This window comes from Bartonella bennetti (assembly GCF_045945445.1).
In the GTDB taxonomy this organism is placed as follows: domain Bacteria; phylum Pseudomonadota; class Alphaproteobacteria; order Rhizobiales; family Rhizobiaceae; genus Bartonella.
Genome location: NZ_CP174576.1, coordinates 503889 through 518364, shown reverse-complemented (window position 1 = coordinate 518364; position 14476 = coordinate 503889). Strand labels below are relative to the sequence as shown.

14 protein-coding genes are annotated in these 14476 nt (G+C 36.1%); 1 reads left to right on the top strand and 13 read right to left on the bottom strand.

Annotated elements, in window-relative coordinates:
- Positions 1 to 5: 5 nt before the first annotated feature.
- The 13 genes from lpxB to ACJTDF_RS02295 form a co-directional block, all read right to left on the bottom strand.
- Entirely contained in the window at positions 6 to 1199 is a 1194-nt protein-coding gene (gene lpxB, locus ACJTDF_RS02355; protein WP_407965973.1) for a lipid-A-disaccharide synthase, read from the bottom strand.
- Entirely contained in the window at positions 1192 to 2064 is an 873-nt protein-coding gene (locus tag ACJTDF_RS02350; protein WP_407965972.1) for an LpxI family protein, read from the bottom strand. The genes lpxB and ACJTDF_RS02350 overlap by 8 nt, the downstream gene beginning before the upstream one ends.
- 2 nt (positions 2065 to 2066) lie before the next feature.
- Positions 2067 to 2891, bottom strand: coding sequence for an acyl-ACP--UDP-N-acetylglucosamine O-acyltransferase (gene lpxA, locus ACJTDF_RS02345; RefSeq protein ID WP_407965971.1), 825 nt, complete (start codon positions 2889 to 2891; stop codon positions 2067 to 2069).
- Between the two features lie 15 nt (positions 2892 to 2906).
- Positions 2907 to 3374, bottom strand: a complete 468-nt coding sequence (fabZ, locus tag ACJTDF_RS02340) for a 3-hydroxyacyl-ACP dehydratase FabZ (RefSeq protein ID WP_407965970.1) — start codon at positions 3372 to 3374, stop codon at positions 2907 to 2909.
- A 1-nt stretch (position 3375) separates the two neighbouring features.
- A complete protein-coding gene (gene lpxD / locus ACJTDF_RS02335) occupies positions 3376 to 4422 on the bottom strand; it encodes a UDP-3-O-(3-hydroxymyristoyl)glucosamine N-acyltransferase (RefSeq protein ID WP_407965969.1) in 1047 nt (348 codons plus the stop codon).
- 67 nt (positions 4423 to 4489) lie between these two features.
- Complete coding sequence (gene bamA / locus ACJTDF_RS02330) at positions 4490 to 6886, bottom strand: outer membrane protein assembly factor BamA (RefSeq protein WP_407965968.1); 2397 nt, start codon at positions 6884 to 6886, stop codon at positions 4490 to 4492.
- Positions 6887 to 7052: 166 nt separating this feature from the next.
- Positions 7053 to 8225 carry an RIP metalloprotease RseP gene (gene rseP / locus ACJTDF_RS02325; RefSeq protein WP_407966199.1) on the bottom strand — a complete coding sequence of 391 codons (1173 nt, stop codon included), beginning with the start codon at positions 8223 to 8225 and terminating at the stop codon, positions 7053 to 7055.
- Between the two features lie 20 nt (positions 8226 to 8245).
- On the bottom strand, positions 8246 to 9055 hold the full coding sequence (locus ACJTDF_RS02320; protein WP_407965967.1) for a phosphatidate cytidylyltransferase: 810 nt from the start codon (positions 9053 to 9055) through the stop codon (positions 8246 to 8248).
- Between the two features lie 433 nt (positions 9056 to 9488).
- On the bottom strand, positions 9489 to 10049 hold the full coding sequence (gene frr, locus ACJTDF_RS02315; protein ID WP_407965966.1) for a ribosome recycling factor: 561 nt from the start codon (positions 10047 to 10049) through the stop codon (positions 9489 to 9491).
- 37 nt (positions 10050 to 10086) lie between these two features.
- Positions 10087 to 10806: a UMP kinase gene (gene pyrH / locus ACJTDF_RS02310; RefSeq protein ID WP_407965965.1), complete on the bottom strand. Its 720-nt coding sequence runs from the start codon at positions 10804 to 10806 to the stop codon at positions 10087 to 10089.
- Positions 10807 to 10955: 149 nt separating this feature from the next.
- Positions 10956 to 11879 (bottom strand): translation elongation factor Ts, encoded by a 924-nt coding sequence (gene tsf / locus ACJTDF_RS02305; RefSeq protein ID WP_407965964.1) that lies wholly within the window; start codon positions 11877 to 11879, stop codon positions 10956 to 10958.
- Between the two features lie 105 nt (positions 11880 to 11984).
- Entirely contained in the window at positions 11985 to 12785 is an 801-nt protein-coding gene (rpsB, locus tag ACJTDF_RS02300; protein WP_407966198.1) for a 30S ribosomal protein S2, read from the bottom strand.
- 161 nt (positions 12786 to 12946) lie between these two features.
- A complete protein-coding gene (locus ACJTDF_RS02295) occupies positions 12947 to 13771 on the bottom strand; it encodes an EipB family protein (protein ID WP_407965963.1) in 825 nt (274 codons plus the stop codon).
- Positions 13772 to 13903: 132 nt separating this feature from the next.
- Here ACJTDF_RS02295 and ACJTDF_RS02290 point away from each other — a divergent pair, with 132 nt between their 5' ends.
- Complete coding sequence (locus tag ACJTDF_RS02290; protein WP_407965962.1) at positions 13904 to 14365, top strand: RidA family protein; 462 nt, start codon at positions 13904 to 13906, stop codon at positions 14363 to 14365.
- Positions 14366 to 14476 lie beyond the last annotated feature (111 nt).

The window sequence follows — 14476 nt, the reverse complement described above, 5'->3', positions numbered from 1 at the left end:
AAACATTATGGTATCAACAATTTTAAACGTTCTGTTTTTTCCTTAAGAAAGCGTATAATGGTTTGAGCAGCAATGTCTCCTGATGGCATTTTTGTTTTCATTTTCGTCTCTATTATATCAAAAGAGTCAAATTGTACACGTCGTAATAAATGGTTATGTAAGAGTTGTTCTATCTGCCTTGCTAACATACCAGGTCGCAAAAACTCATTAAAATATTCCGAAACAACAGGCTTATCAGCAATAATATTTGGAAGAGCAGAACTCCATAGTAATACTTTTGAAAAAAAAAATAATTTAGAAAAATAATCAAGTTTATAGCAAAGAACCATTGGAATTCTTGCCAGTGCTAATTCAAGTGAAACTGTTCCTAACGCCGCAAGTGCAACGTCAGCTTCTGCAAAAGCAGACCATTTTGCATCTTCACCAACAACAATCTCAACCTCATTTTTCCAATCTTGAGCTAAAATACGAATCTCATTTACTAACTGTGGTAAAGTTGGTAAAATAATATGTAAATGAGGAATGCGTTGTTTGGCAATTTCTATTGCTTGTCCAAAAATAGGCATCAAATTGCGTATCTCTGAATTTCGTGATCCTGGCAAAACAACAACTGTAGGTTGTAATATTTGTTCATTACATAAATGTTTTTTTTTCGATTGAACAGCTAAGAGTGGTGGGTAGGTTAAAAGACGATGCCCAACATAAGTTGTAGCTGGCCCATTCAAATCTTTTATAATCTTTTCTTCAAAAGGAAAAATTGCCAATACATGATCAATAAATTTACGCATAATTTTAGCACGTTCTGGCCGCCATGCCCAAACAGTTGGAGCAACATATTGAATGATGGGAATAGAAGGCGCTAAAATGCGTACTCTTTTTGCAACACGATGAGTAAAATCAGGACTGTCAATAATAATTAAACAATCAGGTTGTTCCTGTGCAATGAACTTAGATAAATTACGAATATGCATCAATAGTAATGGCAGTTTCTTTAACACTGCTCCTAAACCTATTAAAGCAATATCATTAAAGTTAAAAAAGCTTTTCAAGCCTAATGCTTCTAAATATCTGCCTCCAACACCAATCAAATGAATATTGCATCTTGTCTGTTTAGATAAAGAAGAAATTAAGTCTGCTCCAAGCAAATCACCAGATTCTTCACCTGCAATAACAGCAATTTTTAAAGAACTATTATTCATTATCCGTTGTCCTAAATGTTTCTATAAACAAAGAACGTTTGTTGGCTTCTTCTATCGTTTTTTCCAAAGATAATATCAAACTTTTCTTTGCTTCCACTGCAATGCCAGACAATCCACTTTTGGCAGCATTAATTACTGTTGTAGGTCCAATTGATGGCAAATCCACCCGGTGATCTTGTTGTGGTTTTACACATTTCACAAGAACACCACCTTGCGGCAAAATTTGCTTCTTTTCCCGCATTTCCTGGACTCGCTTTAACATATTATCAGTTCCTTCTGAATCTTCTACTGCAACCACTCGACCATCAATAGCTACAGCTGCTTGTCCAATATCTAATCGACCTAAAATCCTTGCTGCTTCAACCGCCAAAAGAATATCAGCATTCTGTTTGGGAGTAGCACGTCGCACTGTTAAATTAAATTCTATTGGAGCAAGCAAATCTGGTACAATTTCATGAGCACCAATAACACAAAAACCACGATCCTCCAGAATACGTATAAAGGTTCTTAATAATGTATCATCTCCACTTCTCAATGCCTTAAACAACTTTGATAAAGCCGATAAAGTTGTCCAATCGGGTCGCAATTGCAAAAGAGATGGACGCTTTTTCACACCACCTGCCAAAATAACATTGCGAATTTCAGTCGCTTTTAAAATTTTAAATAATCGTGCTAATTCTACAATTGATAGTTCACAATACTCATAACTATAAAGTGCTACATCGGCTTCACCACGCAAAAGAACAAGAAAAGGATTTTGTCCACGTTTTTCAAGTTCTTGAGCAACTACTGTAGGTAAAACACCGTTTCCAGCAATGATGGCAGTTCTACCGGAAAGACAACTTCTAACATTAGAAAAAGGCACTTTTAGTCCTTATTTGAATTTATTATATTATCTTCAAATCTAGGTGTACAATAAAAACGTTTTCCTTTTTCTTGAATAAAATTAATTACATCAATTACAGATTGCGAAGTAGAATAAGAAGAAAAAACATCATTAACACGTTCTTTAAACGGTTTATTACGATCAAAAAGCATAAAGACTGCATGACGTAAAGCATGAATCTCTTTACGTGCAAGACCAGCACGCTTCATACCAATAATATTTAGTCCGGCAAGTTTTGCTTGTACACCAACAGCTGTTCCATAAGGAATCAAATCTCCAACCAATGCAGACACACCACCAATAAATGCATGATGTCCAATACGAACAAACTGATGAACAGCAGCACCACCACCAATAATAACATAATCACCAACCGTAACATGGCCGCCAATCATTGCATTATTTGCAAATGTCACATGATTCCCTACACAACAATCATGTGCAACATGAGCATAAGAAAAGAATTGACAATTATCACCAACAACCGTTGTTCCTAAGCTTGAATCCGAACCTCTATGCATCGTAACGCCTTCGCGAATCATACAGTTTTTACCAATAAAAAGAGTTGTACGCCCCCCTTTATGTTTATTATTCTGCGGATCTGCACCCAAAACTGCATGAGGAAATATCTTACTATTTGCACCTATCACTGTCTCGCCCATTATTACAACATGACTCATTAGATGACATCCATCATCAATAACAGCTTTTGGACCAATATGACAAAACGGCCCTATTGATACATTTTTACCAAGTTGTGCTCCTTTTTCTACAAAAGCAGTTGGATGGATTTTTGTATCAGACATTCCAAAATTCCTAATTTACTTTGATTCAACAATCATCGCAGAAATTTCTGCTTCAGCAACGCGAATATCTTCTACTTTTGCAATACATAAAAAACGTCTAATATTTGACCGCTTTTTTAATAGTTGGACATGAATTTTCAGTTGATCACCGGGTATAACCGGTTTACGAAATTTCGCATTATCAACAGTCATAAGATAGACTAAACCTAATTCCGTACTATTTAAACTCAAAAGTGAAATCGCTCCTGCTGTTTGTGCCATAGCTTCTAAAATCAAAACACCAGGCATAACTGGTTTTTCAGGAAAGTGTCCCATAAAATGTGGTTCATTAATTGTTACATTTTTAATACCAATAGCTCCTTGATCACCATCAATTTCGACTATACGATCAATCAATAAAAATGGATAACGATGTGGTAATATTGATAGCAATTTATCAATATCTATAGCCCCTAAACTTTTAGTCTCTTCAGTATCGGTCATATCACCGTTTCTCCCTTTTTACTTTCCCGATACTACGTAATGCTGCTACTTCGCGAAACCACTGTTTAAATGGTCGGGCCGGACTACCTCCCCACTTTTCTCCATCTGGAATATCATTCATAACACCACTACCAGCAGCAATCTGAACACATTCACCTATTGTGATATGATCCGCAATTCCAACACTTCCCCCGAGCTGAGACATATCTCCTATAAATGTGCTTCCAGCAATTCCGCATTGAGCAGCAATAAGACAATAACGACCAATCTTTACATTATGAGCAATCTGCACCAAATTATCAATTTTGCTCCCCTCACCAATGATTGTATCATCAAATGTACCACGATCAATCGTCGTGTTTGCACCAATTTCTACACCATCTTGAATTATCACACGACCAAGATGTGGAATTTTTTCAACGCCAACTGCACTTCTAACATAACCAAAACCATCTTGCCCAATACAAACACCAGGATAAATATAAACTCTATCACCTATTAAAGAATATTGAACCGTTACCTTAGGAGCAATATAGCAATCACGTCCGATACGACAATTTTCTCCAATAACAGCTGTTGATGAAATAAGAGTACCTGAACCAATTTCAACGTTTCTACCAATAACAGCTCCCGCTTCAATACACACATCATTTCCAAGCTTAGCACTTGAATGAATATGAGCATCTGGTGAAATTCCTTTTTGACCGAACCAAGGCATTGGTCTAACAGAAGCAGGAAATAAAACACGCCCCACTTGAGCAAAATCACGTTGCGGCGTAGATGTCACCAAAATTGCAATAGTTTCAGGCACTTTAAAAGCAATATCACTCGTACAAAAAACAGCAACCGCAGAACTCCCTAATAAAGCATCAGAAAGCTTTTGATTCTCTATAAAGACAAGAGAACCCTCCCTAGCACTCTCAACAGAAGAAAGAGTATTTATAACTGCATTAGAAAACTCTGGATTAAGAAGCTTTGCACCCGTCAACTTTACTAGGTCAGCAACCGTTAACCGCCGAGACGGCGTAAAAAAAAATGTATCCGCCATCAAAACACTTTCTCTCCCAGTTTAATGTAATTCCCCTTAAAGTTTACCCTCCTGGAGAAAATCCAAATTAAAACTTGGTAGAAATACCAAAGTTCAGACTTTGCACATTATCGCCTTCTTGCTTAGTTAATGGCCAAGCATAATCAAAACGAAGCGGACCAAATGGAGATTCCCACATTAAACTAACCCCCGCAGATGTACGCCATGAACTATGGATATTTGTAACTGGTGTCTCATTTGTCAGAACAGGCTTATAATTATTGCCATAAAGTGTTGCAGCATCTAAAAATACAGCACCACGGAATCCTAAACTATCGGGCACAATAGGTATAGGAAACTGCACTTCAGCAGTTCCATTCATATATGTTGTACCCCCTAAGAAATACACTTCACCCCGCTCAGAAATCTGGCGAGGCCCTATCCCATTATACTTAAAACCTCGAATCATATCATTGTTGCTTTTAAACATATCAAAAATACGAAGACCATTATCACCTATTCCATATATATAACCCGCACCAACAGAAAATAAACCAACAACATCCATTCGATCAGAGAGTGTTTTGTACATCATTGCCTTACCAGTTGTCTTCAGGAACTGCGCATCTCCACCAAGCCCTGCATACTCCTGAAGAAGGCGTGCATATATACCATCATGAGGATTTCTCATATCATCGATAGAATTATAAGTTAAACCATAACTAATAGATGAACGATGCCAAGGACTATGCTTAGCAGCTTGAACGATTGCACCAGAATATTTTTGGTACAATTCTCTTATAACTTCATCATCAGTTAAATCATATTGTGCACCAAAATCATATTCTTCTTGCACATAAGAATAAGCTAAATTAGCAGATAATTGATCATTAATTGGTAACCCAAATCGAAGCGAGCCACCTGTTTGCCGTACATCATATGCTTTATCAGCACGATAAGTACTGCGAAAAATATCAAGACCAGCAGATGAACGATAACCTAAGAAATGGGGATCAACAAACGATAAATTATAATTACGGGACTTTTCTTGACCAGCCCCTAACCCCAAACGTACATATTGGCCACGCCCTCCGAGATTACGCTCAGTAACAGATACTTCAAGTGACACACCTGGACTTGTACCACCTGTCGTATACCCTCCAGAGAAAGAAAGATCTCCTGTTGGAACTTCTACTACATCTATAACCAACGTAACCTGATCAGATTGATCCGTCGGAACCATTGAAATATTAACTGCTTTAAAAAAGCCCAGAGATTCTAGTCGACGTTTTGCACGTTGCACCAACGTTTGATTGTAAGCATCACCTTCATTTAAATCAAGTTCACGCCGAATAATATAATCACGTGTCTTTTCATTACCACGTATCTCAATTCGTTGAACATAGGCTCGAGGGCCTTGCTCAATGTTGTAAACAATTGAAATTGTATGATTCTTAAAATTACGGTTTCCCCTTGGATCAACCTTAGCAAAGGCATATCCAGAGTCAGCAACTTTATTATTAATAAGTGTTACAGACTGCTCAATATGCTCCACATTATAAACATCACCTGTACGAGTCTTTATAATCTTTTTTAGAGACTCAGTATCAACCCCTTCAATATCGCTCTCAATCTGAATATCACCAATTTTATAGCATGCCCCTTCATCAAGAATGAAATGAATTTTATAGGCATTATTGCTTTCATCATAAACTGCCTTAGATGAAACAACACGAAAATCAGCATAACCACGACTATAATAAAATCGGCGGAGAGCCTCTTCATCAGCAGCTAGACGATCTTCTGTATAAACATCACCCTTCAATAATAATGAGAATATCCCTGAAGGCTTCGTTAAAATCACATCACGCAAACGACGCACTCCAAATGTCTTATTCCCTTGAAACGTAATATCGGCAATTTTTGTTCTCTGGCCTTCAACAATATTGAAAACCACATTTACACGTCCTTTACCTAAATTAATAGTTTGAACTGTAACAGAAACATTATTGCGACCAACAGTCCTATATGCTTCACGAATCACTTTTATATCAGCTGAAAGCTTATCAGAACTGAAAGTTTCATTTTGTTTCAGAGCAATAAAACGCTTAAGATCAGGATCTTTAAATGTTTTATTTCCTTGAAAGAGTACCTGATTAACAGTCTCATATTCCTTAACAGCTACCACAAGCTTATTGCCTACCTGATTTATTTTAATGTCATAAAATAATCCTAGCTCAAAAAGGCGTTTTACTTCAGCATCAATATCACCTTCAGAAAAATTTCTTCCAGCTTTAATTTTCATATTATCTCTAATAGTCTGAGCACCTACATACTTGTTACCACGAACTTCAATAGAATGAACAATTGATGCCTGTGTTTCCTCAACAGTTGCAATTGACATAACAGCTGCTGCTGGAACAACTGCAACTATAGCTAGCACCAATGCAGATGTTGCGTTTAAAAATCTTGAACTCGCAGTCATTAGCCTCTTCACCTTAATACTCTTTTATTTCTAGACACATAGCCCAATAAATTAAGCTACAACAACTTTTATTAGGAACTATTTAGCACTTAAATTACTATCCATAGCCTACTACGCCACAACATTTTGTGAATATAGTAAACAACTTCTTAATCTTCATTATTCCTCAATTTGTAAAATATTTTCCATAACTAATAGCCAAACCACAAAAATAATCATTCAATAGTGCAAAAACCGTAAACACGATGACAGTAAAAAATCCTATACGAAAAGCAATTTCCTGAATTTTAGCTGGAACTGGCTTACCAACTATAGCTTCAATAATATAAAACAATAAATGTCCACCATCAAGCGGTGGAATAGGAAAAAAATTAATAATGCCAATACAAATTGAAAAAAAAGCTGTAAAATACAACATAGAGGAAAAGCCTGTTTCACTAATTTTCCAAGCAATCTGTACAGTTTTAGAAGGACCACTTAATTGGCAATGATCTTCTTGCCCACCGATTAAGCGACTAAAAAAAGAAATTGTTTGGATAATAATCAATATTGTACGCCTTAATGATTCTTTTATTGATTCTATCCAATTATAGTGAATATGTTTCTTATAAACTGGATCTAAACGCTCAGGATTATCGCCAACAACAGGAGCTCTTACACCAATCATACCGACCTGAACCTGATTGCCAAATCCATCATCCCGCTTGATTACTTGAGGTGTAATTATTACAGTTAAAATTTGCCCCATACGATCTATTTTAAATTCTATAGGATCTCGACCGTGCAAAGCTACATAAGCTACTAAATCTCCAAAACTTTCAATCTGTTTACCATCCATTTCAACAAAACGATCACCTGGTATTAAACCAGCTTGAATAGCAGGAGAATCTTTTTCTAGATAACCAACAACGGGTTCAACAACTACACGGCCATAAAAAAAGAAAAAAAATGTTAAAACAACAATAGTAAATAAAACATTAAATAAGGGTCCTGCAAAAACCGTCATCGCTCTTTTCCAAGCATGAGCAGCCATAAATGAACCAGGTGTAGATGAAGATGATTTTGATGATGATATTATTTCGTTACTATCTTCAATAAATTTTACATATCCCCCTAAGAAAAAAAAACCTAAACGCCACCGTGTACCCCTTTTATCTGTATAATTCAGCAATTCTGGTCCAAATCCAATCGAAAAAACAGATGCCTGAATACCACACCATCTTCCAATAAGATAATGTCCCATCTCATGTACAAAAACAATAATTAAAATGGTAAAAACAACATATAAGCCTCTTAAAAAGAGATCACTTACATTAAGTATATGACTTAAAAACTCCAAAGTATCATTTTCCAATAAAATCATATAAAAAAGATTAACGGTATATTCATATTAAATATAAATGAGCCAATTATATAAAAAAGGCAAGTAGCACTAATTAACCCATCCATACGGTCCATAAACCCTCCATGTCCAGGTAATAAAAAACCAGAATCTTTAACAGAGAATCGCCTTTTAAACCATGATTGCCCTAAATCACCTATTTGTGAAATAATGGATAACACTAAAGCAAGAGAGAATATAAAATAATCCACTGCACCGATACCAAAAACATAAATCACAATCACTATGCCACTAGAAAGCCCAGCAAGTGTTCCGACAATTGCCCCTGACCATGTTTTATTAGGAGAAAATCGTGGTGCTAACTTAGGACCGCCAAACGCACGACCACCGAAATACGCAGCAATATCTGTGCTCCATACTACTGTAAATAAAAAAATCACTCTCCAAAAACCCAATGTACTAAAATCTCGTAAAAAAGACAAAGCCCCTACTGGAAAAGATGCGTATATAAATCCTCCAAAAATCCAACCAGCATTTCCAATAGATGGAAGAGCTAACAATACTGCTAGAATCATTAAAACACTGAAAAGTAATAAATCAGGCGCACCGCCAATCAATAAGCAACCAAAAAGAAAATAAAAAACACTAGCTAATATTTTTTGTAAGAGGCTCCACTTCTCTTCAGTGATATCAATCCACTCATAAAGAATAAAACCACCTATTCCCCACGTAAACAAAGAAAAGAAAGTCCCGCCATACCATGTTAGATACAAAGTAATAGCGCCCAAAACAATGGCTGTCAGAATGCGAGACATAAGATTAGACAAAACAACCTCCAAACGATAAAACAAGAAGAATCAAATGAAGAAATAATATCCAAAATTTGCTACGCAATATTTTATACTCGCACTTTTCTAAGATTTACTAATAATTATAATAAAACTCGATAAAAAATAGCACTTACAAAACCAATCATCGTTTATAATTGCTTCAAAATTTTATCTATTAAAATTGAAATAAAATACAGTTTAGATATGTTACTCAATGTAAAAAATTAAAAAACTTCTGTTTATTACTGATACAAATAATTAAGCTTGAGATTTATATTCTGTTCATATTCAGATATTTTATTATCACAATCATAAATAACTTACTCAAAAGTTGAAAGATTATGCGAGATAATATATTTTTACCTTTTTTTATCTGAAGCAAATGGCAGTATAAGTAAGAATGTGATATCCTTATCTAATGCTAAAAAATCTAAATTTGCATAATTTCAGTCTCTTTCAAAACCAAAATTTTATCAATCTCAGCTATGGTTTCATCCGTAAGCTTTTGAACTTTCTCAGACAAACTACGCGCTTCATCTTGTCCAATTTCTCCTTCCTTTTCTAACTTCTTTAAGTTATCCATACCATCACGACGAACATGGCGAGCTGCAATACGGGCTTGCTCAGTGTATTGATATGCAATTTTTACCAATTCTTTTCGGCGTTCTTCATTTAATTCAGGTAAAGGAATACGCAAATTCATGCCATCAGTAATAGGATTTAAACCAAGACCAGAATCACGAATAGCACGCTCAACAGCCCCAATCATCGTTTTATCCCATACAGAGACTGATAGCATCCGTGATTCTGGAACAGAAATATTAGCAACTTGATTTATTGGGACAACAGAACCATAAGCCTCAACCGTCACATGTTCCAATAAACTAGCTGATGCTCGCCCAGTGCGCAAACTACCTAACTCATGTTTAAAAGATGAAATAGCACCCTCCATGCGACGTTTCAGATCATCCATAATTAGTGTTATATCCATATTTATGTTTCCCTTCATTGTATCCTGAAAATGACTTTCATTCTGATACTATCGTAAATTGTCCCTCTCCATTCAATACCTTAGCTAAACCACCCTTTTCATGAATAGAATATACAATAATGGGTACATTATTTTCACGTGCTAAAGTCACAGCTGTTGTATCCATAACAGATAACCCCCATTGCAAAATCTCAATATGCGTTAATTGATCAAAACGCTTAGCCATAGGGTCTACTTTAGGATCTGCAGAGTAAATGCCATCTACTTGTGTTCCCTTCAATAACACATCCGCACCTATTTCTGCTGCACGTAAAGTAGCTGCAGAATCAGTGGTAAAAAATGGATTACCTGTACCACCAGCAAAAATAACAACTTTTCCTTGATTCATATAGCTTATCGCTTTGCGCTGCGAAAAACTTTCGCAAATTTGCGGCATAGCAATCGCCGATAATACAACTGATTCAATCCTTAATTTGGTCAATGATGTCCGTAATGCCAAAGAATTAATAGCAGTTGCAAGCATTCCCATATGATCACCAGTTACACGATCCCCACCACGTGAAGCAACAGCAACCCCACGAAAAATATTACCTCCACCTATTACAATAGCAACCTCTACACCCATTGCTCGCACTTCAGCGATATCAGTAGCAATACGATCTACAACTGAAACATCAATGCCAAAACTTTGCCCTCCCATAAGTGCTTCACCAGACACTTTCAATAGGACACGTTTATATCGAAGAGCTAATGTCATTGATAATCTCCCAAAAAGCATTTGTACTTTTTGTCTTCGATACACTAAGGGCATCACCTTGTCACGCAATACCCCTGGAATAATTACAATTTATATTAATATTATTGTGTTATAATTTGAAATTTCTATCAAATAATTCAAAAAAATAACTAGCTCTTTGCTACAGCTGCAACCTCTGCAGCAAAATCAGACTCTTCTTTCTCTACACCTTCACCCAAAGCAAAACGGATAAAACCCGTGATTTTCACTGGTGCACCAATCGATTTCTCTGCATTTTTCAAAGCAGCTTCAACAGTAATATCAGGATTCATAACAAAAGATTGAGAAAGCAAAACAACTTCTTCATAAAATTTGCGCATGCGTCCTTCCACCATTTTTTCAATGATATTTTCAGGCTTTCCAGATTGACGTGCTTGATCTGAAAAAATGGATTTTTCGCGCTCAATAGTACTAGCATCAATATCTTGCGCCGTTAATGCTAACGGGTTAGTTGCAGCAATATGCATAGCAACTTGACGACCAAAAGCATCAGCAGCTTCTTTATTCCCAGAAGTCTCAATAGCAACTAAAACACCAAGTTTACCAAGACCATCAGCAACAGCATTATGCATATAGGAAGCAACAATACCATCGGTAACAGATAATTTAGCTGAACGACGAAATGTCATATTCTCACCAATTGTACCAATTGCATCCTTAATAACTGTCTCTACAGTCTCTTTAGAACCTGGATAAACAGATGCAGAAACAGACTCAGCATCCCCCTTCGTATCTAAAGCAGCAATTGCCACATTGCGAACTATTTCTTGAAATGCATCGTTACGAGCGACAAAATCTGTTTCAGAATTAACTTCAACTAAAACAGCACTAAAACCTTTTGATACAACGCCAATCAATCCCTCAGCTGCCGTACGGCCAGCCTTTTTGTCTGCTTTAGCTATTCCTTTTTTACGAAGCCAATCAACTGCAGCCTTCATATCACCATTGCTTTCTGCTAAAGCTGCTTTACAGTCCATCATACCAGCACCTGATAATTCTCGAAGTTCTTTCACTTGTGCAGCGGTAATACTCATATTTTCCTCTTTAATTTTATAATAATGAAAGCACGTATAGAAAAATCCCGTGCACGTTCAAAACCTTTTCTATACAAAAAAAGCGCTTTAACAGAAGTTTTCAAATTATTTTTCAGTAATAGCAACTGAATCTTTTACAATCGGTTCTACAGGCGCATCTAAAGCAGGCTCTATGGGCGCATCAACTTGAGCTCCTAAATCGACTCCCATTGTACTTTGCTGACGAGCAATACCATCAAGAGCAGCACGCGCAATAAGATCACAATAAAAAGCAACTGCACGCGAAGCATCATCATTACCTGGAATTGGATAATCAATGTTATCTGGATTGCAGTTAGTATCAATAACAGCAACAACTGGAATGCCTAAACGCTTCGCTTCTTGGATAGCAATATTCTCTTTATTTGTATCAATGATAAACATAAGATCTGGAACAGATCCCATATCTTTAATACCACCAAGCGCACGATTAAGTCTTTCACGATCACGTTCGAGATTTAAACGTTCTTTTTTAGTAAAACCCTGGATCTCAGAAGAAAGAGTTTTATCCAGCTTTCGTAAACGATGTATCGAATTAGAAATTGTTTTCCAATTTGTTAGCATACCACCAAGCCAACGTGCATTAACATAGTATTGCGCAGAACGACTAGCTGCATCAGAAATAATATCAGATGCCTGCCGTTTAGTACCAACAAATAAAACACGCCCTCCACGTGCAACCGTATCTGAAACAATCTTAAGCGCTTGATGTAAAAGCGGAACAGTCTGAGAGAGATCAATAATATGAATATTATTACGCTGACCATAAATGTAAGGAGCCATCTTTGGATTCCAGCGATGCGTCTGGTGACCAAAATGCACACCTGCTTCTAAAAGCTGGCGCATAGTAAAATCTGGTAATGCCATAATTTTATCCTTTCCGGTTTGACCTCCGCGGAAAAAGTAAGCAAGCCTACTACCGGTGGACATTTGCTAGAATCACTCTATCAACACCCAAAAATCCGCGTGTGGAATGATATCACCATAATAACATTTGATTTTTTTTCAAGTTATTTTCTTTACATTATTCAATGTTTGCAGTTATCCAGATTATTTTGCTTATTGAGAAATTCAAGACTCTTCAATTTTGAACGTATTGAAAAATCTCCATAATCTATAAACAAATCACGCATCACACCATTTTCATACAAATGGAAACTCTCACGATAAATCGGTAAACCATCTTTATTTTTTGTATCATCGAAATGAGAAATTATGACATGCCAATAGCCGCTCTCATCTAATTTTTTCAATTCCTTTATCTCAGAATCAGATATTGATTTTTTCTTTTCCCCAATGACAACACTTGTTTTTATCACTTTATCGGCTCCATTATCTCCATCAAATAGAGTTGCATGATAAAAACGATGACCAGCATTTGCTTGTCGAATAATATTTTTCAGGTTTGTAATTGGAAAATCAGCTTTCGCAAGCTTATAAACATTTTCTTTTGGTTTCTTTACTTTAACTAAAGTTTCATCTTTAGTACGCTCAGCAACTCCTTCGATGCTCTTTTCAATATTTTGTTCCATTATCTTTTTTATGTCAAAGCGGAATATGCTGCCATCACCTGCTTCATAAGCCTTTATCTCCTGATTCATTAAGCGGACTGGCATACCTTCCATATAAACGCGAATAATAAAACTGGCACGTATTGTATACCCCTGACATGCAGAACCCGTGATCTCATGAACCATGCGCCCAAATATTCCTACGGCCGCCATTTCCCGAGAAGCATTATCTAACTGAAAATCATAAACTGCCCGATGAGGAACCAAAAAAACAGATTCTTCAGCTCTTACAGAACATAAATAAATAATATAAAAACATATTATAAACAAAAACTTAATCATTCTTAACTTCCAACCTCATCTCATACCCATCAGATAATCAAAAACAAGAAAGGCTCATACCTTAATTAACGACAGCATTTTCATTAAATTAAAAATTATGTAACAATCTATTATATATTATGGAGCTAAAATATGACCGAAACAATCGAAAAGCGTTTAGAAGAATTCAACATTATCATTCCTGAAGCATTACAACCTGTTGCAAATTATATAACAGTATCACAAAATGGTAATCAGCTTTTTATATCTGGTCAGCTGCCACTTGCTAATGGAAAACCAGTAGCGATTGGAAAAGTTGGCGCAACTGTCAACATTGAACAAGCTCAAAAATCAGCACAAGTGTGCGCTATCAATATCCTTGCACAAATAAAAAAAGCCCTTGGTAATTTAAATAAAATAAAAAAAGTAATTAAAATCAACGTCTTTATCGCAGCAGATTCCAACTTTACTGATATCTCTCTTGTTGCTAATGGAGCTTCTGATTTATTTGTAAACATCCTGGGTGAAGCTGGAAAACATGCTCGCTCTGCTATTGGGGTTGCTGTTCTTCCTATGAATGTCCCAGTAGAAGTTGAAGCCATTATAGAAATCTAATATCTTAAACAAAAATAAAAAAATTAATTCATATTCTATCAAATTGTCACATTCCTTCTTTTGTTTTAAAATCTAAACATTGTAACTAATGCTCTTTCTGGATTAAAAATG